The sequence below is a fragment of the Arthrobacter sp. NamB2 genome (assembly GCF_005281365.1).
Lineage (GTDB): Bacteria > Actinomycetota > Actinomycetes > Actinomycetales > Micrococcaceae > Arthrobacter_D.
Map to the genome: position 1 here is coordinate 368,011 of NZ_SZWI01000003.1, position 19,587 is coordinate 387,597.

Consider the following 19,587-nt stretch of genomic DNA (forward strand, 5'->3'; position numbering starts at 1 on the left):
CAGCAGCAGGGCGCGAACCCTACGGTCGGCGCCCTGCTGCTGTTCGTCCTAGATTGGATTCATGACGATCGACATCTCGACGGCGTCGGCCACCGACGCCGTCGCACTGGCCGCCTGCGCGGCCGTCACCTTTCCGCTGGCCTGCCCTCCGGACTCACTGCCCGCGGATATCCAGCACCACCTCGAGACGGAGCTTTCGGCCGAGCGGTTCGTCGCCTGGATCAGCGCCCCGGGCCACACGATCCTGTGCATCCGCGACGGCGGGAGGATCATGGGGTACAGCATGATCGTCCTTGACCAGCCCTCGGACGCGGACGTGCTGGCTGCGCTGTCCATCACGCCTGCCGTCGAACTCAGCAAGTTCTACGTCCATCCCGATCACCACGGCCGGGGAGCCGCTGCCGCCCTGATGCAGCGGACCCTGGAACTCGCGGGCCGGTCCGGGCTGCCCGGCGTCTGGCTCGGGGTCAACCAGGAGAACACCCGAGCCATCCGCTTCTACAGCAAGAGCGGCTTCCGCAGGGTGGGGGCGAAGCGCTTCCGTCTCGGCGACCGCTTCGAGGACGATTTCATCCTCGAGCGACCCCTTCCGGTGCGCGCGGCGACCTAGCCGACCGACAATTCGCCCATCCGGCCCCAGCCCTCGGCGCTGATGCGCTCGCTGATGATCTCCGGGGTCTCGACGAGCGCCTGCGGCATGTCCTGCATAGCCTTCGAGAAGTGGGCGCTGTTCACGTGGGCCTCCGCGGCGTCGTCCTGGAACGCCTCGACGAGCACGAAGCGGTTGGGGTCCTCGACGCTGCGCGACCAATCGAACCAGAGGTTCCCCGGCTCCTGGCGCGTCGCCTCGGTGAAGTCCCGCGTCAGGTCGATCCAGCGGTCGCTCCACTCGGGCTTCACGTTGAACTTGACGACGATGAAGATCATGGGATGGTGCCTTTCGTTGCATGCTGCGCTTGGGTACGTTCCCAACCTATAAGCTCCCGCGATCCGGCGCATGCGCCGTGCTGCCACGGCGATCACCGAGGCAGCGTCAGGATCTCGGCTCCCTCGCCGGTGATGGCGATCGTGTGCTCGGTGTGTGCTGTCCGGCAACCTGTCGCACTGCGCAGCGTCCATCCGTCGGCGTCGGTGACGAGTTCCGCCGTATCGGCCATGACCCATGGTTCCAGGGCCAGCATCAGCCCGGGGCGCAGGGTGTAGCCGCGGCCGGGCCGTCCGGTATTCGCGATGTGGGGGTCCTGATGCATCGTCGATCCGATGCCGTGACCCCCGAACTGCGTATTGATCGGATACCCCGCCGCGCTGAGGACGGACCCGATGGCATGCGAGATGTCACCGATGCGCGCTCCGGGCCCGGCCACCGCGATCCCGGCACTCAGTGCACGCTGCGTCGCGTCGATCATCGCGTCGCTCTCGGGCGACGGCCCGCCGCCCACGACGAAGCTGATCGCGGCATCGGCGGCGACACCGGCCATGGACACTGCGAGGTCGAGAGTGAGCAGGTCGCCGTCGGCGAGCGCATAGTCGTGGGGCAGTCCATGCAGCACGGCGTCGTTGACCGCTGTGCAGATGTAGTGGCCGAACGGCCCGCGCCCGAAGGACGGTGCGTAGTCGACATAGCAGGACGACGCTCCGGCTTCGATGATCATGGCCTTCGCCCAACGGTCGATCTCGAGGAGGTTGGTGCCGGCAGTGCTGCGATCCTTCAGCGTCTGCAGGATGGTTCCGACGAGCGCCCCCGTATCCCTCGCTCGCCTCAGTTCCTTGGGGCTCAGAATCTCGATCATGTGGCGCCTCCCGTGGTGCTCCAATAACTATCCCGGTAATTGTATCCCGGTACTAGAATCGGGATCATGGTCCGACTACCCCTCACGTCCGCGGACATCGAACGCGGCCAGCGCCTCGGCGCCCTCCTGCGTTCCGCCCGAGGAGAGCGCTCGATGCTCCACGCCGCGCTCGACGCAGGGGTCTCGCCGGAGACCCTGCGGAAGATCGAGTCCGGCAGGGTTGCCACGCCCGCGTTCTCGACGATTGCGGCGATCGCCGAGGTCCTCGACCTGTCCCTCGATGCCGTGTGGGCAGAGATCAACCGATCGGACATCGGGACCGGACCAGGACGCGCCGTCGACGAACGCGGACAACTGGCCTCCTAGGCCGCGACCCGAGGGCGAACCCGAAAGCGAGGCGGCCCTGTTCCGCGCCTGGCGGCCGCGCGCCGCCGGCCACGGTGAGACAGAGTGCAGCACCGTCATGTACTTAGATTGTTTAGCTAATTCGTCCGGATTCTGCTAGACAGGTCGTGGCATCCTCAGCAGGCCTGCACCCGCCACCACGGCAACCGCGGATGTTCCAACTGTCTCCCGCTGAAGGTCCCCTCCTATGCCCCACGCACTCCCACCCACCCCTGACAGCCCGAACCGTCCGGCCCATGACACCACGGTGCTGGCTCCGGCGACCGACGCGCCGGTTCACCTCTCTGTCCTGCTGAGCGCTGTCGGTGGCAGGGACGAAAGGGCATTCGAGGAACTCTATGCACTCACCCACCGCCGCGTGTACGGCCTGGTACGCCGGGTCCTCGTCGACGCGGAGTTGAGCGTCGAGGTCACCCAGGAGGTGTTCCTTGCGCTCTGGCAATCGAATGCCGCCCTTTACGATCCGGCGAAGGGGACCCCCATGGCATGGCTCATGACCCTCGCCCACCGCAAGGCGGTCGACAAGGTCCGATCGGAGCAGTCCCGCCGTATCCGGGACCTCGCCTGGGGTGTACGCCACCACGGGACCGAGTACGACCAGGTCTCGGAGGCAGTCCTCCATCGGGAAGAAGCCGCCTCGGTCACCGCGTGCCTGGCCATCCTGACACCGGCTCAGCGGGAAGCCATCCAGCTCGCTTACTTCACCGGTCTCACCTATACCGACGTCGCCCAGCACCTCGCGATCCCCATCCCGACCGCCAAGACCCGCATCAGGGATGGCATCAGGAAGCTCGGGACCTGCCTGACGGACCAGGGGCTCGGCTAGCCTGAGGGTCGGCGCCCTCCTCCGCCAGGGCCGCGACGGGGTCCGCGGCGGTCACGCCCGTTTCGCATGGGAACGATATCCGCGGATGGCACGAACGGGAAGGAGCCGGGATGGCGTGGGAAGCAGTACTGCAGGTCGCCGTCATCGCCCTGGGCGCCTACCTCCTCCTCCTGGGCGGGCTGGCGGTCTACGCTCGGCGGCACCCCGAGGTCGTCTCGCTGCGCGACGCACTGCGCCTCGGACCGGATCTCCTGCGTCTGATCCGCCGCCTTGCGACAGACCGGGCCGTTCCCCTGCGCGCACGCCTCATGCTCGCCGCACTCGCGGTCTACCTCATCCTTCCGATCGACCTCATCCCCGATTTCCTGCCCGTGATCGGCTACGCCGACGACGTCGTGCTGCTCGCCGTCGTCCTTCGGGTGGCCGTCCGGAGTGCGGGAGCGGACGCACTGGTGCGGCATTGGCCGGGCTCGGCCGGTGGTCTCCGAGCCGTGCACGCGCTGGCGGGAGTCCGCGGTCCGGATCCTGACGGTCCGGACCGCAATACGGCGTAACGGAAACGCCGACAGCGCTTTCGAACGGGCGTAATCTCCACCGCATGCAGCACTCCACGGGATCGATCCCCACCCTTGACCTCAGCACCGCACGTTCCGCAGATGGCTCCTTCAACCCCGGCTTCATCGAGGAACTGCGCAATGCCGCGCACACCGTCGGCTTCTTCCACGTCATCAACTACGGCGCCGCCCCCACGCAGGTGGACGACCTCTTCGACGTCACCCGCCGTTTCTTCGACCTGCCTCTCGAGGAGCGCCTGAAGATCCACAACCGCACCTCGCCGCACTTCCGCGGCTACGCCGGCCTCGGCACCGAGATCACGCGGGGACGCCCCGATTCCCGGGAGCAGATCGACTTCTCCCCCGAGCGCGCCCCGATCACGGACTACCCGGCCGACGAGCCGTACTGGCTGCTCCAGGGGCCCAACCTGTGGCCGCGGGAAGCCCTGCCCGAACTCGAGCACGAGGCCATGGAATGGGCCGCCCTGATGTCCACGGTCGGAGCGGAGCTGCTCTCTGCCATCGCCGTCGCGCTCCACCTGCCGGAGGACTATTTCGCCGAGCCCTTCGAGCGGACACCGGCATGGATGGCGAAGCTCGTCCACTACGTCGGGGGCGTCGTCGAAGGTGCCGGGTCGCAGGGCGTCGGCTCGCACGCGGACTACGGCTTCGTCACCCTCCTGCTGCAGGACGAGGTGGGCGGCCTCGAGGTACTCCCCCACAGCGCCATCGAGTGGGTGCCCGTCACGCCGGTCCCTGGTGCGCTCGTGGTGAACCTCGGCGAGATGCTCGAGGTCGCCACCGAGGGGTACCTCGCCGCCACCATCCACCGCGTCACCGCGCCCGCCCCGGGCTTCGACCGCTACGCCATCCCGTTCTTCTGGTCGCCGCGCCTCGACGCCGTGATCGAGCCGGTGCCACTCACCGACGACCTCAGGGCAGCGGCGCGCGGGATCTCGGACGACCCCGACAACCCCATGCTGTCCTCCTACGGCTCGAACGTCCTGAAGGGCCGGCTCCGGGCCCACCCGGACGTCACCGAACTCCACCACCCCGAACTCCTCGCGAGGTAGCGGCGAACAGCAGGAACGACGACGGCGGCACCCGGTGGGTGCCGCCGTCGTCGTTCCAGCTAGCCGTCGTCAGCCCGCGGGTCGTCAGCTCCCGGGTTGTCGTCAGCTCGCAGGTTGTCAGCTCGCAAGGCGAGGCCGGGCTGGCGACCCGATCACGGCCGGAGCACGGGCCCCTGCCTCCGCGACGCCTCACCCGCCGCACCGACGGCGGCGACTGCCTCGAGCTCCACGAGTTGCCCCGGGTAGCCGAGCACGGCCACCCCCATGAGGGTGCTCGGCGGAGCGGGGGTGCCGAGCACCGCCGCGAGCGCGTCCCACGCCTCGACGAGGTGAGCGCGATCGGCGGAGGCCACCAGGACCCGCAGGTGGACGACGTCGGCAAGCACCGCGCCGCTTCCCCCGAGGGCACGGCTCAGATTCTCGAGGGCACGTGTCGCCTGTGCGGCGAACGAGTCGCCGGCAACGACGCCGTCGGCGGTGAGGGGGCATGCACCGGATCCGAAGACGAGACGAGATGCTGTATCCACCGAGGCAGCGTACGCATAGGGCACCGGAGCAAGGCCAGAGGACGACGTCCGCGCGGTCGTGTCCACACCCCCACTGCGGGACGGCGCGTCGATCCACCGGATCCGGATCGGTCCACGGGCGTCGGGCTCGACACGTTCTCCGCGCTGGGTGACATCGACCCGGCCTTCGCCCGCCAGCTCGAAAGCGATGCGGCGCGCCGCCGGCATGAGGTCCCGCCATTGCTCCCCGCCGACGCTGCGGGCGGCGTCGGAGGGGCACAGGGTGTTCGCACTCCCCCGCTGCTCGGCGATCCGCAGGATCTCCGCCCTGAGCACGTCGTCCGGGCCGTGCTCGGGTGCCGGCTCATCCACCTGTCGGCCCCTCTGCCGGGCGCCTGCGGACCGCGCCTGCCGGCCGTTCGACGGCGGCGTCGCCCGGCCGCTCGGAGTGCAGTGCGTCGAGTTCCTCCAGCGCCGCGGTCCACCGTGCCGTGCGCTCGTCCGCAGACTGCTCCCACCACGGCGTACCCCGTTCACCGAGGCCTTCCTTCGCGAGCTGCACCATGCGTCGCGCACGGGGCAGCGCACCGCCGTCGTCGCCCTTGGCGCTGTTGCGCACGCCGGACCGTCCGCGCCCGAGGTGGGACATCAGACGGGCCTTCACATCGGCGGGCAGCGACGGATCGGTCGTGCGCCAGCGGCGCCCGTTGTGGACGAAGAAGCGCTCGTCGTCAGGTGTGTTCCGCAGGTCGTCCATGGGGCCTCCGTCAGCTCCGGGAGCCAGGGGGGCCGACGATCAGCAGGACGGTGAAGACGACGGAGATTCCGGCGATGGCGACGAGCAGGGCCACGAGCGGACTGCGCAGGACCCACGCCTGGAGCTGCTCGAGGGGGTTCCGCGGCGATTCCGCACCCGGCGCGAGGCGCCACGCGCCGGTCAACTGGCCACGCCGTTCGATCCAGCGCTCGTACGGGACCGTGGCGAAGGGGACGATGGCCGAGGCGAGCCCGAGGATGCCTGTCACGACCGACCAGCGCTGGTTGATCCAGACGAAGGCGGTCGTGGCGACGAAGCACAGGAACACGAATCCGTGCACGGCCCCGGCAGGCGGCACGAGCGCCTCGGTGGTCCGGGTGACGTACTTGAGGAACATGCCCGCCAGCAGGAAGGCCCACGTCACCGCCTCCGCGACAGCGACGGTGCGGAATAGCGTGCGGGGGTTCATGGGCGCTCCTGGTCGGGTGGTCGGTGAACCCAATTCTTCCATCCATCGGCACCGGGGCCGTCCGGCCGTGCTACTCACGCCTCGTCCCGGTGCACGAAGGTCGGCGGAACGTGATGGACTGGCACCGACCGCCCGGTACGACGAAAGGTCCGTTGCACATGTTCCTGCTCGACGCCGACGGCACCTCTGACCCTGACGGCGCGGACCTCGTCTTCTCCGCGACGGATCTGGTGACGGCGTCCGAGTGCGGGTACAGGCTCCTGCGCATCCTCGACGAGAAGCTGGGCCGTTCCCCCCGCGCGGAGTTCCCCGCGGACGAGATGCTCGAGCGGGCTGCCGTGCTCGGGGACGTGCACGAGCGCCGCGTGCTGGACGACCTGGTGTCCGAGTACGGCCGGTGGTCGCCGGCCAGCACCGCCGGCGTGTACGACGTCGGACCGGCTGCCTCCATGGACCGCGGAACGCTGACGGCGAAGCACGAGGAATCGCTCGGCGCGCTGCGATCCGGTGCCTCCGTCGTCTTCCAGGCGGCCTTCTTCGACGGGACCTTCCACGGCCGCTCGGACTTCCTCGTGCGCCAGCCGGACGGCTCCTACGCGGTCTGGGACACCAAGCTCGCCCGCCATGCGAAGGTCGGCGCCCTGCTGCAGCTCGCCGCGTACGGGGACCAGCTGCTGGCTGCCGGAATTCCCACCTCGCCGACGGTCACCCTCGTGCTCGGCGACCGCACGCGCAGCACGCACAACCTGACCGACCTCCTACCGGTGTTCCGCGAGCGGCGCGGACGCTTCCTGGAGCTCGTGAACTCCCACCGCCGCCAGCCTTGGCCCGTCGCGTGGAACACCGAAGGCCTCGAGGCGTGCGGACGGTGCGGCTACTGCGCCGAACAGGTCGAGCTCACCCGGGATCTCCTGCTCGTCGCCTCGATGACGCGTGAACGCAGGGCGAGACTGAGGAGGGAGGGCGTCACCACCATCGACGAGCTCGCGGCGATGACGGCACGCCCGGAGGATCCGACCCTCGTACGGCTGCAGGAGCAGGCGCGGTTGCAGGTGGGCACCGCGGAGGTCGACGGCGGTGTCGGCTACGTGGACCCAGAGGGCAGGGAGCACACGGTGTCCTATCGCGTCCTGCCGCAGCACACGCTTGCGTCGCTGCCCACGCCGAGTCCGGGTGACATCTTCTTCGACTTCGAGGGGGACCCGCTCTGGCAGGACCCCGTGGATGGCAGTTGGGGCATCGAGTACCTCTTCGGCGTCGTGGAGCAGCCCGACGACGATGGCGCGGAGCCGCCCTTCCGCCCCTTCTGGGCGCACAGTCGCGCGGAGGAGCGCAGGGCGTTCACCCAGTTCCTCGACTACGTGGCCGAGCGCCGCCGGCGATACCCGGATCTGCACATCTACCACTACGCGTCCTACGAGAAGAGTGCGCTGCGTCGCCTGTCCCTGGTGCACGTCATCGGCGAGGACGCCGTGGACACCCTGCTGCGCGAGGGCGTCCTCGTCGACCTGTACGAGACGGTGCGGCAGAGCCTGCGCATCTCCGAACGCTCCTACAGCATCAAGAAGCTCGAGCCCCTGTACATGGGCACCGACCTCCGCTCGGGCGAGGTGATGGATGCCGGCGCTTCCGTGGTGGCATACGCCGCCTACTGTGCCGCGCGCGACACCGGGGAGTCATCCGCTGCAGAGGAGATGCTCGGCGGGATCAGCGACTACAACCGCTACGACTGCCTCTCGACACTGAGGCTGCGGGACTGGCTGCTGGGGCTCGCCAAGGGTCGCCCGCCGGCGGGGTCTCCTTCAGGGGGTGTCCCAGCGGTGGAGGACCCTGTCGGCGGGGTCACCGCCGAATCCGTCGCCGGATCGACCGCCGCTGCGGAGCGTACTGCTCCGTCCTACGGGCCCGCTCCCGAGGAGGCGCGCCTGCTGGACTACCTCGCCACCCTGCCGCCCGAGGGGTCGAAGCACCCCGATGAACAGGCCGTGGCACTCGTCGCCGCCGCGGTCGGGTACCACCGCCGCGAACGGAAGCAGTTCTGGTGGTCGCACTTCGACCGGCTCTCGGCGGGTGATGACGAGTGGGAGCAGTCCCGCGACGTGCTGGTGTTCCGCACGCTCGAGGTGGTGCAGGACTGGGCCAGACCGACACCACGCTCGAACCCCGCGCGTACGTTGAAGGCGACGGCCCGCCTGCAGCCGGGCGCTGACTTCCGCGAAGGCTCGTCCTACTTCGCCATCTACGACGTTCCGGTCCCCGAGGGTGCCGACATCACGGACAGCAGCGGCACGGGACGCGGCGGCTGGTTCGGCGTCGAGGTGACGGAACTATCGGAGGACGACAACGGACTCACCACCGTGCTCCTCAGGGAGAAGCTCAAGCGCGGGGCCGCGCCCCGGCCCGAACTCCCCGTGGCTCTCGCTCCCGACCAGCCCCTCATGACGAGATCCATGCAGGAGGCATTGGTGCATCTCGCCGACCGCGTCGGCCGCTCCCTGCCGGAGGTACCCGCCGGTCCGGCGCTCGACCTGCTCCGACGAATACCGCCCCGGCTCGCCGGCGGCGTTCCCCTGCCCGCCGTCCCTCCAGGGGACGACGGGTATGCGGTGGCGATCACGGCTGCCCTGCACCTCCTGACGGACTCCTACCTGGCGGTTCAGGGTCCTCCCGGAACCGGCAAGACACACGTCGGCGCGGACGTGATCGAGCGGCTGGTCTGCCTCGGCTGGAAGGTGGGCGTCGTCGCGCAGTCCCACGCCGTCGTCGACAACCTGTTGTGCAGGGCGATCGAGGCCGGCGTGCCGGAGCATCAGGTAGCGAAACGGACGGAGGACCCCGGCTCACCGTGGAGTCAGCGATCCGATGATGACGTCGCTCGCCTGGTCGGCGCGGACGGCGGCTGCCTGATCGGAGGCACAGCATGGACGATGACCGGCAGCAGGGTGGCGGCCGATTCGCTCGACCTGTTGGTGATCGACGAGGCCGGCCAGTTCTCGCTGGCCAACACGATGGCGGCGGCGCAGGCAGCGCGGCGGCTCCTGCTCCTGGGTGATCCGCAGCAACTTCCCCAGGTCACCCAGGGCACCCACCCCGAGCCTGTCGACGAGTCAGCACTGGGCTGGCTCTCCGACGGCCGTGCGACCCTGCCTCCGACACTCGGGTACTTCCTTGCGGACACCTGGCGGATGCACCCGGACCTCTGTGCCCCGGTATCCCTGTTCGCCTACGACGGACGCCTGACCACCGCTCCCGCCGCCCGCAGGCGACGGCTGGAGAGTCTCCGGCCAGGAATCGAATGCGTGAGCGTCGATCATGCGGACAATGCCACGTCCTCGCCCGAGGAAGCGTCGGAGGTCGTCACGCAGGTCGCCCGTCATCTGGGCATTCCCTGGATCGATGCGGCAGGTGCGGCGCCGCGCCCGCTCGCACAGACCGACATCCTGGTCGTGGCGGCCTACAACGCGCACGTGCACCTGATCCGCCGGGCGCTGGCCCGCGCCGGCTACCCGCATGTCCGCGTGGGGACTGTGGACAGGTTCCAGGGCCAGCAGGCCGCCGTCGTGATCGTCAGCATGGCCGCCTCCTCCGCGGCGCAGGCACCGCGGGGCATCGGGTTCCTCCTCAACCGCAACCGGGTGAACGTCGCGGTCTCCCGCGGGCAGTGGCGCGCGGTCATCGTCCGGTCGCCCCGGCTGACGCATCACATGCCTGCTACGCCCGCCGCGCTCGAGGAGCTCGGCGCCTTCATCGGGCTGTGCGGCGGCCCATCCTGAGCCAGCGCCGGGCACCGCTCCGACGTCAGCCTGCCTCCTCGGGACCGGAGGCCGAGGGTTGAACGAAGAAGCAGGCCGGACCGGAGTCCGACCTGCTTCCTACGAAAAGATCTAGTTGAAGATCCGAGCCTTAGAGGGGCTGGATGTTCGACGCCTGGGGACCCTTGGGGCCCTGCTCGGTGTCGAAGCTGACCTTCTGGTTCTCATCGAGCGAGCGGTAGCCGCTTGCATTGATGGCGGAGAAGTGTGCGAACACGTCTGCGCTTCCGTCGTCGGGAGCAATGAATCCAAAGCCCTTTTCAGCGTTGAACCACTTCACGGTACCTGTTGCCATTTTTGTTTATCCTTCTGAAACTCAGACGCATTCCGACTTTCGGAACGCCCCAGTCGCGGCGTGCTTGTCCGCTTTTTCAGAGACGCGGCCTATCCCGCGAGGGCTAAACCGCGCGAAATACAAATGCGCAACACTACAACCGACACCCACTTAACCAAACCTTGGAGGGTTATGGCAAGCAGGAACACAAAGGTTCTTGTTTCCGTGACCTTCAGGCCGCCACCGGCAGCATCGCGCCGGCGAGCAATTCGAACGATCGCAGCCACGTCTCGGTGGTGCCGGCCTGCGTCGCGACGATGAGTTCGTCCGCCTCGGTCTGCGCCGCGAAGCGTTCGAGGTAGTCCCGGACGACCTCTGGCGTGCCGACCGCGCTGTAGCGCGCCATATCGGCCATCTGCCGCCCACCGGGTGAGGCGAGGATCGCCTCGGACTCCTCCCTGGTGAAGGTCTGACCGCGTCCGAGGAGGAGCGTCACGCGGCGCAGCATCGCCTCGTGGAACTCGTGATGCGCATCATTGGCACTGTCGGCGGCGATCACGTTGACGCCGGCGATGAAGTGGGGTTTCTCGAGCTGCGCCGACGGTTTGAACTCCCTGCGGTAGATGCTCGCGGCGTCCTGCAGTGCCTGCGGCGCGAAGTGCGACGCGAAGGCGAACGGCAGTCCGAGGGCTGCGGCGAGCTGCGCCCCGAAGAGTGAGGATCCCAGGATGTACAGGGGAACGTTGGTGCCCCTGCCGGGCGTGGCCTGGACACCGGGCACACGGGTCTCCCCGGTGAGGTAGCCCTGCAGCTCGAGTACGTCCTGCGGGAAGCTGTCGGCCGCCATGGGATCCCGCCGCAGGGCACGTGCCGTCGTCTGGTCGCTTCCCGGAGCCCGCCCGAGGCCCAGGTCGATCCGTCCGGGATGCAGGCTCTCCAGCGTGCCGAACTGCTCGGCGATCGTCAGCGGCGAGTGGTTGGGCAGCATGACGCCGCCCGAACCGAGCCGGATGGTGGAGGTGTGAGCGGCGATGTGAGCGATCAGCACGCTCGTGGCCGAGGACGCGATGCTGCCCATGTTGTGGTGCTCCGCGTACCAGATCCTCCGGTACCCCCACTTCTCGGCGTGCTGCGCGAGCAAGACGCTGGCGGCGAAGGTCTCCGCGGGCGTGGAGCCTTCGGCGACGTGCGCCAGATCCAGGATGGACAGGGGAACAGTCATGGGGTATGCCTTCCGATTCGGGAACCACTGCGGGGTGCGCCGCGGACCTCTCAAGGGAACGGTTGCCTGAGCGCATCTATTTCCTCAGGGGCGACGGACCGGACTCGTCGTGGCGGATCTCACGCCGACGCCTGCCTGCCTCTGCGAGACTGGAACCATGCCCATCAGCGAACAGCAACCCACCGAGGCCGAACTCCGCGAGCGCCAGGACTACCTCGTCCGCCAACTCGCCGTCGAGCAGAACACGGCGCGCCTGCAGTCCTTCAGCGACGAGCTGGAAGCCGTGCAGCGGCTCCTGGAGCAGGTCCGCAACGCCTGATCAGGGCTCGCCTGTCGGCGCCGCCGGAGCGTCCGGCGGCTGCATCCCGCTCGGGGGCGTCTCGATCGTGAGGATCCCCTCCGTGATGCCGCTCGTCGAGCGGTAGCTGTGCGCGGTGCCGCCGCTCCAGGAGTGTGCCTCGCCCGCGGGCACGAGCCGTTCGGCGTGCAGCGGCCCTACCCGCGCCAGGCCTCGTACCACTCGGAGATGCTCGACGGTCCCGGGCTGGTGCGCCGGCGAGACCCGCGTACCCTGCTCGGCGATGGTGAGCCAGAAGACCTCCGTGGTCCCGCCGTCGTCGTGCCGCTGTACCGTCAGCAGCCGGGCATCGACGACGCCGTCCGAGACACTGTGTCCCGTCTCCTCGCCCAGGAGTCGGCTCAGGGGGACGCCCAGCGGTCCCGCGAGCGCGTAGAGCGTCTCGAGGGTCGGATTGCGAGCCCCCGCCTCGAGCTCGGACAGTGTGCCTTTCCCGATACCAGCCTGGACGGCAAGTGCGCTCAGCGACAGTCCCCGTGCCCGGCGCAGCGCCGTAATGCGCCGGGCCACGGTGAGCCGCAGCGACGCATTGCGGTCGGGCTTGTCCTCGGGCACTCCTGCATCCTACGCTTGCCGTTCCATAAACAGAACGAATGCGAGGTGCGCTGGCCCTGCGGATAGGAGAGCTACGGTGCACACCCATCAGGCCGCACGGCAGGGCCTGCTCGAACCCGTGCTGGCCGGCGTGGTCACGGCTCTCGTGGGATTCACGTCCTCGTTCGCCGTCGTGCTCGCCGGGCTCCGAGCCACCGGCGCGACGCCGGAACAGGCGGCCTCGGGACTGCTCGCCCTGACCGCCGTCGTCGGGCTCGGCATCGTCCTGCTGTCGCTGCGCTACCGCATCCCCGTGACGCTCTCGTGGTCGACCCCCGGGGCAGCGCTGCTGGCAGGAGCGAGCATCCCGGCCGGGGGCTGGCCGGCAGCGGTGGGCGCCTTTCTCGTCACCGGCGCCATGATCGCCCTCACCGGCGCGGTGCCCTGGCTCGGGCACCTCGTCGCCCGGATTCCGCAGCACCTCGCGCAGGCGATGCTCGCCGGGGTACTGCTGCCCCTGTGCCTGGCTCCGTTCCAGGCCCTCGGCACCATCCCCCTCTTGGTGCTTCCGGTGATCGTGATCTGGCTGGCCGCGTCGGCCGTCGTCCCGAAGTGGGCCGTTCCGCTCGCACTCGCCGCCGCCCTGGCCGTGATCGCCCTCCAGTTCGCAGTGGACGGCACGAGGATCGAAGCGTCCACCCTCGCCCCGACGCTCACCCTCACCCTTCCCGCACTGGAGCCTGCCGCGCTCGTGGGCATCGCCCTGCCGCTGTACGTCGTGACGATGGCATCGCAGAACCTTCCGGGCGTCGCCGTCCTCTCCTCGTTCGGGTACCGGGCGCCCTGGCGGCCCGCGATGGCGGTGACGGGCGCCGGCACGGCCATCGCGGCCCCGTTCGGGGGCCATGCCGTCAATCTCGCGGCACTGTCCGCGGCGCTGTCCGCGGGCGACGGCGCAGGACGGGACCCGGATCGCCGCTGGATCGCGGCACTGACGGCGGGGCTGACCTACCTGCTGCTGGCCGGGGCGTCGGGGGCGCTCGTCGTCGTCGTGGGTGCCGCGCCGGCCGGGCTCGTCGAGGCCGTGGCAGGGCTCGCCCTGATCAGCACCATGGCGACGGCGGCGACGGCCTCCTTCAGCGATCCGACCGGTCGCATGAGTGGTGCCGTGACGTTCCTCCTGGCGGCGTCGGGCCTGTCGATCGCAGGCATCGGCGGAGCGTTCTGGGCTCTCGTCGGCGGGCTCGCCGTTCGGGCCGCGCTCGAGCGCAGATCGGCGCTGTGACGCCCTAGACCGGCGTGTTGGGGGCCTGCGCCTCGTCCCCCTGCTCGCGCGCCTTGCGCTGGCGGGCGCGATCCAGCGCATTGATGACCGGCGCTGCAGTGATGCCGTGCACGACGATGGACAGGACGACGACGAGGCCGCCGATGCGCCACAGCGCACTCTCGTCCGTGGCGAAATCGCCCTTGGACAGCGCATAGCTGAGGTAGTAGATGGATCCGATGCCGCGCACCCCGAAGAAGGCGAGTACCCCGCGCTCCCGAGGGCCCGTCTTGCCGCGCGCCAGGCTGAGCCACGCGGTGATCGGCCGCACCAGCAGGATGAACGCGACGGCGACCACCACCTCGAGGGGCTGCAGTCCGTCGAACAGACCGCGCGCGACGGCGCCGCCCAGCAGGACGAGCACGACGACGGTCAGGAGGCGTTCGAGTTGCTCGATGTAGCTGTGGAGGACGCCGTGGTAGCCGTGGGTCTGCTCGCCTGCGCGGATGGTTACGGCGCAGACGAAGACGGCGATGAAGCCGTAACCCTCGACGGCCTCGGTCACCCCGTAGGTCAGGAACGTGGCCGCAAGCGCGACGAAGCCCTCGGAGTGGTTGGCCAGGCGGACGCTCTTCAACGGAGTGCGGAAGAACACGCGGCCCAGGAACTTGCCGATGCCGAACCCGAGCGCACAGCCGATGGTCATGCGCCACAGCACGTCCAGAAGAATCCATTCCGGGAACCAGGCCGACGGCGCAAGACCGACCGTGCTGAGCAGGATCGCAAGGTAGACGAAGGGGAACGCCAGCCCGTCGTTCAGGCCGGCCTCGGAGGTGAGTCCGAAACGCACCTCGTCCTCGGCTTCGAGCTCCTCCTCCGATTCGGAGGGCTCGCCCACCTGGACCTCCGACGCCAGCACGGGGTCCGTCGGCGCCAGCGCGGCCGCTACCAGGAGGGCGGATGCGAGTCCGAGCCCGAGGATCCACATCCCCATCAGGGTCAGGGCGAGGATGCAGAGCGGCATGGCGATGCCGAGCAGCCGCCAGGTCGTGGACCACCGGTGCCACCCCAGCCTGCGGTCCAGCGCAAGCCCTGCCCCCATCAGCGAGATGATGACGCACACCTCACTGAGGTGGATCGTGACGTCGCTGTACTTGACCGGATCCGGGTCCGGAAGATCCTTCGCGAAGGTGAAGATGAGGATCCCCGCGGCGAGAAAGACCATGGGCATGGATACCGGCGCCCGCATCAGCAGCCGGGGAAGGAGTGCCGCCGCGAACACCGCCAGTCCCGCTGCCGCGAAAATGATGCTTGGTGCCTCGAACACGCACGACCTCTTCCGTTGTACTGCCCACTGTCGACCCCCTCGTCAACAGTAGGGCAGGGTCGGGGCCGCGCCGGGCTGCCCGGGCCGGGGCCTCCGGGCTTGCACAATCGACCGGCCGCTGTCAGCGGAACGGCACTCCCCGGCAGGGAAGCGTCACCGTCACGTGAGAGCATGGAATTATGCCCAATTCCAGCCACCCCATGGTCGATGTCACGGACATCGTCCGCATCGTGGGCGGGGTTGCCTTCCAGCGCGGCCAGACCTACGCCAAGGACGGCGCCGTCAGTTCGCTGGCGTGGGACGCGGAGTCCAAGATCCTGACAGGCAAGGTGCGCGGCTCCGCTCCGTCGGACTACCGCACCAAACTCAGGCTCGGCGTCAAGGGTGACGGCCGGTTCAGGCCCCTCGAGAATTTCTGCAGCTGCCCCATCGGCGCCGACTGCAAGCACGTCGCGGCAACGGCTCTGCAGAGCAACACCGAGAACCTGCTCGCCCAGCACGAACGCGAACTCGGGGCCCGCCCCGTGCCGCGACAGCCGGCACCGGAAGGGTGGCAGACCTCGCTCACCGAGCTTCTCGAGGCCGACGGAGCAGCCGGCGCCACGCCCGGCGCTCCCACGCCCCTCGGACTGCAGTTCGAGCTCCGGACCCCCGAGGTCGCAGTACAGCGGTGGGGGTCGGCAGCCGAGCGACAGGGCCAGCGCACCCTCAACACGCGCCTCGGGGTGCGGCCCGTCAGCCAGAACAGCAAGGGCAAGTGGATCAAGAACAACCTGTCCTGGGGCAGCATCAGCTACCAGACGTACGGGCTTACCCTGGACGCGGACCAGCACCGCTGGTTCTCCCAGTTCCCGGCACTGCACCGCGGAACGGGCGTGAACTACTTCGGCAACAACGATTCCTGGCTGTATCTCGACGACTTCAGCAACCCGCTGCTCTGGCAACTGCTGGACGAGGCGCAGCGCCTCGGCATCGCCTTCGTCGGATCGAAGAAGTCCGTCTCCATCGAGCTCGCCGGCCGTGCGACCCTGAAGCTCGACGCGACGGAGACGGAGGACGGCGCGCTCCGGTTGTGCCCGGCGCTGGACGTCGACGGGCAGCCGCACCCCGCGGAGACCGCCCACGTCATCAGCACCCACGGCATCTACACCGTCGCTCCCGATGACACCATCACCCTGGCTCCGACGTCCCGGAGGCTGACGCCGAAGGACATCGAACTCCTGCAGCGCGGCCGGGCCGTCGTCGTTCCCGAGGAGGAGAAGTCCCTCTTCCTGCAGGAGTACTACCCCAAGCTGCGGCAGTCCATCCACGTGGATAGCAGCGATGGCAGCGTGGATCTTCCCGAGATCCAGCCGCCCGTGCTCGTGCTCACCACCGCGTACGGTGCTGACGGCTCGGTAGCGCTCGACTGGCACTTCGACTACCCGCTGGGCGACGCCGTCCAGCGGAGGCCCTTCCGCAGGGGTGGCCCGGGCAGCGACGACGGCTACCGCGACGCCGACGCGGAGGACGCGCTCGCCGGTGCCGCCCGCCAGGTGCTCGGATCCCTGCCCCTCAAGTCCCTCACGCTCGAGGACATGCAGGCCGTGGAGTTCGCGGAGCAGGTCCTGCCGAGGCTCCTGGAACTCGACGGCGTGACGGTGGACGTCGTCGGGGAGAAGCCCGACTACCGGGAACTGACGGAGACGCCGACGCTCCGCATCAGCACCGTCGAGACGGACAACCGTGACTGGTTCGACCTCGGCGTCATGGTCACGGTCAGCGGCCGCACCATCCCCTTCGACTCGATCTTCCGTGCGCTCGCCCAGGGCCGGAAGAAGCTGAAACTCGTCGACAACACGTACCTGTCCCTCGAACAGCCCGTCTTCGACCAGCTCCGGGAGCTGATCGAGGAGGCGCGGGCGCTGAGTGAGTGGGACCCGGAGACCGGGCTGCAGATCAGCCGCTACCAGGCGGGGCTGTGGGCGGATTTCGAGGACCTCGCGGAGGAGACCGAGCAGGCCCAGTCCTGGCGCGACGCCGTGAGCGGCCTGCTCGAACTGAAGGACGTCGGGGCCACCCCGCCGCCGATCGGGCTCGTCGCCCGGATGCGCCCGTACCAGGCGGAAGGCTTCAGCTGGCTCGCCTTCCTGTGGCGGCACCAGCTGGGGGGTGTGCTGGCCGACGACATGGGCCTCGGCAAGACCCTGCAGGCCCTCGCGCTGATGGCCTACGCGAAGGAGAGCACGGGGCTCGACGCTCCGTTCCTCGTCGTCGCGCCCACCTCCGTGGTACCGAACTGGTCCAAGGAGGCGCACCGCTTCACCCCGGGCCTCAAGGTCGTCGCCATCACCGACACGCAGGGGGCATCGGGGGTCCCGATCCGCGAACAGGTGGGCGACGCCGACATCGTCATCACCTCGTACACCCTCTTCCGGCTCGACTTCTCCGCCTACCAGGACCTCGCCTGGTCGGGGCTCGTGCTCGACGAGGCGCAGTTCGTGAAGAACCGGGCCTCCAAGGTGCACCAGGCCGCGAAGGACTTCAGCGCGCCCTTCAAGCTCGCCATCACGGGAACGCCCATGGAGAACAACCTCATGGAACTGTGGTCCCTGTTCAACATCGTGGCACCCGGCCTGTTCCCCTCGGCGCGGAAGTTCACCGAGGACTACCGGACGCCCATCGAGAAGATCGGCGACAACAGGCCCCTCGTCCGGCTGCGCAAGCGTATCCGACCCCTGATGATGCGTCGCACCAAGGAAGCCGTGGCGTCGGATCTTCCGCCGAAGCAGGAGCAGGTGCTCGAGGTGGAACTGCACCCGGAGCACCGCCACATCTACGAAACCTACCTGCAGCGCGAGCGGCAGAAGCTCCTCGGCCTGATCGAGGACATGAACCGGAACCGGATGATCGTCTTCCGGTCACTCACCCTGTTGCGCATGCTGAGCCTCGATGCCTCCCTCGTCGACCCGGTCCACGAAGGCGTTCCGTCGGCCAAGCTCGAGGTCCTGTTCGAGAACCTCGAGGGCATCCTCGCGGAAGGCCACCGGGCGCTCGTGTTCAGCCAGTTCACCTCCTACCTCAAGAAGGCAGCCGAGCAGCTCGACGCCCGCGGCATCGACTACGCGTACCTCGACGGGTCCACGCGCAGCCGCGGTGAGGTCATCGATTCGTTCAAGGACGGCAAGGCGCCCGTGTTCCTGATCAGCCTCAAGGCCGGCGGCTTTGGACTGAACCTCACGGAGGCGGACTACTGCTTCCTGCTCGACCCCTGGTGGAATCCAGCCTCCGAGGCGCAGGCCGTGGACCGCACGCACCGCATCGGGCAGACGAAGAACGTGATGGTCTACCGCATGGTGTCCAAGGGCACGATCGAGGAGAAGGTCATGAAGCTCAAGGAGCAGAAGGCCAAGCTGTTCACCTCGGTGATGGACGACGACGCCGTCTTCAGTTCCGCGCTCACCGCGGACGACATCCGGGGACTCCTCGAGGCGTAACCCCTGGGCGGGTCCTCGAGGGACAGCACGACGGCGGGTCAGGCGCCGCCGTCCGCCACGCGGAGCGCCGGATCGAGGAGCTCCGCGAAGGCACGCGGGCGGGACGCGATCCACCAGTGGCCCCCCGGGACGGTGGTCACGGTCAGGTCCTCCACCCAGTCCTCCAGCCCGTCAACGAGGCGCGGTGAGAGGAAGGGATCCCCGAGGGGCACGATCACGTGGACCGGGATCGAGACGGGACGACGCGGTGCCGGCTTCACCGCGCTGAACATGTTGGTCCTGTACAGGGCGAGACCCCGCACGCCGTCCGATCCGATGTTCCGGCGCGCTGCGAACTCGTAGCGCCGCGTCAGGCCGAGCGTCCAGAGCAGCTCGGGAAGGACCGGGAGCTGGAAGGCGGCGATGTACGAGCTGCGCAGCATCTGCCCGATGCCCTGGTACATCAGCCGCGGCGATCGGAGACGGCCGCGGAGCCAGCGGGAGAAGTGACGCAGGTCCGGCCCTGAGATACTCGTGTAGCCGATGATGCGCCCGTCCGCGCGCGCGTCCTGGGTCACGGCCCAGGCCTGGATGGAGCCCCAGTCGTGCCCGACCAGCCGCACGCCACCCGGCGCGCCCACGCCGGCGAGGACGGCGAAGACGTCGTCGACGAGCTCCGCGAGGGTGAAGCCCGCCCCCTCCCGCGGGCGCGAGCGCCCCGCGTTCCGGGAGTCGAAGGTGACGAGATGGTGCGTCCCGGCGAGCTCCCTCAGGACAGGGTGGAAGACGCGGTGGTCGTCCGGATAGCCGTGCAGCAGGAGCATGGTCGGAACGTCGGGTGCGGGATCCCGCCCGAATTCGAAGACAGCGAGGTCGGCGCCCGCCGTGCGGATCATCCGGTGCCTCTCGCGCAACACGTCCATGCTCCCCACCCTAGGGTCTGGACCGTGACTGCGGGAGG

Annotated in this window: 19 protein-coding genes; 9 read left to right on the forward strand and 10 right to left on the reverse strand. The window is 69.0% G+C overall.

What is annotated here, in order from left to right:
- Positions 1 to 61: 61 nt before the first annotated feature.
- The gene (locus FDK12_RS08155; RefSeq protein ID WP_137369109.1) at positions 62 to 610 is read left to right on the forward strand and encodes a GNAT family N-acetyltransferase; all 549 of its coding nucleotides are present in this window, start codon (positions 62 to 64) and stop codon (positions 608 to 610) included.
- On the opposite strand, the gene FDK12_RS08160 is transcribed toward FDK12_RS08155, so the two are convergent.
- Together FDK12_RS08160 and map are read right to left on the reverse strand one after the other, a co-directional pair.
- Complete coding sequence (locus tag FDK12_RS08160; protein WP_137369110.1) at positions 607 to 927, reverse strand: putative quinol monooxygenase; 321 nt, start codon at positions 925 to 927, stop codon at positions 607 to 609. The two genes, FDK12_RS08155 and FDK12_RS08160, sit on opposite strands and share 4 nt — an antisense overlap.
- Positions 928 to 1,019: 92 nt before the next feature.
- Positions 1,020 to 1,790 (reverse strand): type I methionyl aminopeptidase, encoded by a 771-nt coding sequence (gene map / locus FDK12_RS08165; protein ID WP_137369111.1) that lies wholly within the window; start codon positions 1,788 to 1,790, stop codon positions 1,020 to 1,022.
- A gap of 66 nt (positions 1,791 to 1,856) precedes the next feature.
- Between map and FDK12_RS08170 the strand changes: the two genes are divergently transcribed.
- The 4 genes from FDK12_RS08170 to FDK12_RS08185 all read left to right on the forward strand — a co-directional run bounded on the left by FDK12_RS08170 (position 1,857) and on the right by FDK12_RS08185 (position 4,648).
- A complete protein-coding gene (locus FDK12_RS08170) occupies positions 1,857 to 2,156 on the forward strand; it encodes a helix-turn-helix transcriptional regulator (RefSeq protein WP_137369112.1) in 300 nt (99 codons plus the stop codon).
- Between the two features lie 226 nt (positions 2,157 to 2,382).
- The gene (sigK, locus tag FDK12_RS08175; protein WP_137369113.1) at positions 2,383 to 3,021 is read left to right on the forward strand and encodes an ECF RNA polymerase sigma factor SigK; all 639 of its coding nucleotides are present in this window, start codon (positions 2,383 to 2,385) and stop codon (positions 3,019 to 3,021) included.
- Positions 3,022 to 3,131: 110 nt separating this feature from the next.
- Entirely contained in the window at positions 3,132 to 3,575 is a 444-nt protein-coding gene (locus FDK12_RS08180; RefSeq protein ID WP_137369114.1) for a YkvA family protein, read from the forward strand.
- 44 nt (positions 3,576 to 3,619) lie between these two features.
- Positions 3,620 to 4,648 (forward strand): isopenicillin N synthase family dioxygenase, encoded by a 1,029-nt coding sequence (locus FDK12_RS08185; RefSeq protein ID WP_137369115.1) that lies wholly within the window; start codon positions 3,620 to 3,622, stop codon positions 4,646 to 4,648.
- Positions 4,649 to 4,800: 152 nt separating this feature from the next.
- Here FDK12_RS08185 and FDK12_RS15405 read toward each other — a convergent pair whose 3' ends face one another.
- Genes FDK12_RS15405 through FDK12_RS08200 form a run of 3 tightly spaced genes read right to left on the reverse strand, consistent with a single transcriptional unit; the run spans position 4,801 to position 6,380 of the window.
- Positions 4,801 to 5,526, reverse strand: a complete 726-nt coding sequence (locus tag FDK12_RS15405; RefSeq protein ID WP_317616723.1) for a DUF3253 domain-containing protein — start codon at positions 5,524 to 5,526, stop codon at positions 4,801 to 4,803.
- A complete protein-coding gene (locus FDK12_RS08195; protein ID WP_137369116.1) occupies positions 5,519 to 5,911 on the reverse strand; it encodes a 2-polyprenylphenol hydroxylase in 393 nt (130 codons plus the stop codon). Before FDK12_RS08195 ends, FDK12_RS15405 begins: the two co-directional genes overlap by 8 nt.
- 10 nt (positions 5,912 to 5,921) lie before the next feature.
- Positions 5,922 to 6,380: a DUF3817 domain-containing protein gene (locus tag FDK12_RS08200; protein WP_104116907.1), complete on the reverse strand. Its 459-nt coding sequence runs from the start codon at positions 6,378 to 6,380 to the stop codon at positions 5,922 to 5,924.
- A 158-nt stretch (positions 6,381 to 6,538) separates the two neighbouring features.
- Between FDK12_RS08200 and FDK12_RS08205 the strand changes: the two genes are divergently transcribed.
- Positions 6,539 to 10,153, forward strand: coding sequence for a TM0106 family RecB-like putative nuclease (locus FDK12_RS08205; protein ID WP_137369117.1), 3,615 nt, complete (start codon positions 6,539 to 6,541; stop codon positions 10,151 to 10,153).
- Between the two features lie 130 nt (positions 10,154 to 10,283).
- Here FDK12_RS08205 and FDK12_RS08210 read toward each other — a convergent pair whose 3' ends face one another.
- The gene (locus FDK12_RS08210; protein WP_026533290.1) at positions 10,284 to 10,487 is read right to left on the reverse strand and encodes a cold-shock protein; all 204 of its coding nucleotides are present in this window, start codon (positions 10,485 to 10,487) and stop codon (positions 10,284 to 10,286) included.
- A 211-nt stretch (positions 10,488 to 10,698) separates the two neighbouring features.
- Positions 10,699 to 11,688, reverse strand: a complete 990-nt coding sequence (locus FDK12_RS08215; protein WP_137369118.1) for an LLM class flavin-dependent oxidoreductase — start codon at positions 11,686 to 11,688, stop codon at positions 10,699 to 10,701.
- Positions 11,689 to 11,845: 157 nt separating this feature from the next.
- Here FDK12_RS08215 and FDK12_RS15055 point away from each other — a divergent pair, with 157 nt between their 5' ends.
- The gene (locus FDK12_RS15055) at positions 11,846 to 12,007 is read left to right on the forward strand and encodes a hypothetical protein (protein ID WP_189636303.1); all 162 of its coding nucleotides are present in this window, start codon (positions 11,846 to 11,848) and stop codon (positions 12,005 to 12,007) included.
- On the opposite strand, the gene FDK12_RS08220 is transcribed toward FDK12_RS15055, so the two are convergent.
- Positions 12,008 to 12,601 (reverse strand): helix-turn-helix transcriptional regulator, encoded by a 594-nt coding sequence (locus tag FDK12_RS08220; RefSeq protein ID WP_223263169.1) that lies wholly within the window; start codon positions 12,599 to 12,601, stop codon positions 12,008 to 12,010.
- 76 nt (positions 12,602 to 12,677) lie between these two features.
- On the opposite strand from FDK12_RS08220, the gene FDK12_RS08225 reads away from it, so the two are divergent.
- On the forward strand, positions 12,678 to 13,865 hold the full coding sequence (locus FDK12_RS08225; RefSeq protein ID WP_223263170.1) for a benzoate/H(+) symporter BenE family transporter: 1,188 nt from the start codon (positions 12,678 to 12,680) through the stop codon (positions 13,863 to 13,865).
- A 4-nt stretch (positions 13,866 to 13,869) separates the two neighbouring features.
- Here FDK12_RS08225 and FDK12_RS08230 read toward each other — a convergent pair whose 3' ends face one another.
- Positions 13,870 to 15,171 (reverse strand): cation:proton antiporter, encoded by a 1,302-nt coding sequence (locus tag FDK12_RS08230; RefSeq protein WP_137369120.1) that lies wholly within the window; start codon positions 15,169 to 15,171, stop codon positions 13,870 to 13,872.
- A 179-nt stretch (positions 15,172 to 15,350) separates the two neighbouring features.
- On the opposite strand from FDK12_RS08230, the gene FDK12_RS08235 reads away from it, so the two are divergent.
- Positions 15,351 to 18,647: a DEAD/DEAH box helicase gene (locus FDK12_RS08235; protein WP_137369121.1), complete on the forward strand. Its 3,297-nt coding sequence runs from the start codon at positions 15,351 to 15,353 to the stop codon at positions 18,645 to 18,647.
- A gap of 38 nt (positions 18,648 to 18,685) precedes the next feature.
- Here the strand turns inward: FDK12_RS08235 and FDK12_RS08240 are convergent, their stop codons facing one another.
- Complete coding sequence (locus FDK12_RS08240; protein WP_223263171.1) at positions 18,686 to 19,549, reverse strand: alpha/beta fold hydrolase; 864 nt, start codon at positions 19,547 to 19,549, stop codon at positions 18,686 to 18,688.
- Between the last annotated feature and the right edge of the window lie 38 nt (positions 19,550 to 19,587).

Coding starts and splice junctions, on each gene's coding strand:
- FDK12_RS08155 (WP_137369109.1), top strand. CDS start 62: ATGACGATCGACATCTCGACGGCGTCGGCCACCGACGCCGTCGCACTG.
- FDK12_RS08160 (WP_137369110.1), bottom strand. CDS start 927: ATGATCTTCATCGTCGTCAAGTTCAACGTGAAGCCCGAGTGGAGCGAC.
- map (WP_137369111.1), bottom strand. CDS start 1,790: ATGATCGAGATTCTGAGCCCCAAGGAACTGAGGCGAGCGAGGGATACG.
- FDK12_RS08170 (WP_137369112.1), top strand. CDS start 1,857: ATGGTCCGACTACCCCTCACGTCCGCGGACATCGAACGCGGCCAGCGC.
- sigK (WP_137369113.1), top strand. CDS start 2,383: ATGCCCCACGCACTCCCACCCACCCCTGACAGCCCGAACCGTCCGGCC.
- FDK12_RS08180 (WP_137369114.1), top strand. CDS start 3,132: ATGGCGTGGGAAGCAGTACTGCAGGTCGCCGTCATCGCCCTGGGCGCC.
- FDK12_RS08185 (WP_137369115.1), top strand. CDS start 3,620: ATGCAGCACTCCACGGGATCGATCCCCACCCTTGACCTCAGCACCGCA.
- FDK12_RS08195 (WP_137369116.1), bottom strand. CDS start 5,911: ATGGACGACCTGCGGAACACACCTGACGACGAGCGCTTCTTCGTCCAC.
- FDK12_RS08200 (WP_104116907.1), bottom strand. CDS start 6,380: ATGAACCCCCGCACGCTATTCCGCACCGTCGCTGTCGCGGAGGCGGTG.
- FDK12_RS08205 (WP_137369117.1), top strand. CDS start 6,539: ATGTTCCTGCTCGACGCCGACGGCACCTCTGACCCTGACGGCGCGGAC.
- FDK12_RS08210 (WP_026533290.1), bottom strand. CDS start 10,487: ATGGCAACAGGTACCGTGAAGTGGTTCAACGCTGAAAAGGGCTTTGGA.
- FDK12_RS08215 (WP_137369118.1), bottom strand. CDS start 11,688: ATGACTGTTCCCCTGTCCATCCTGGATCTGGCGCACGTCGCCGAAGGC.
- FDK12_RS15055 (WP_189636303.1), top strand. CDS start 11,846: ATGCCCATCAGCGAACAGCAACCCACCGAGGCCGAACTCCGCGAGCGC.
- FDK12_RS08235 (WP_137369121.1), top strand. CDS start 15,351: ATGCCCAATTCCAGCCACCCCATGGTCGATGTCACGGACATCGTCCGC.
- FDK12_RS08240 (WP_223263171.1), bottom strand. CDS start 19,549: ATGGACGTGTTGCGCGAGAGGCACCGGATGATCCGCACGGCGGGCGCC.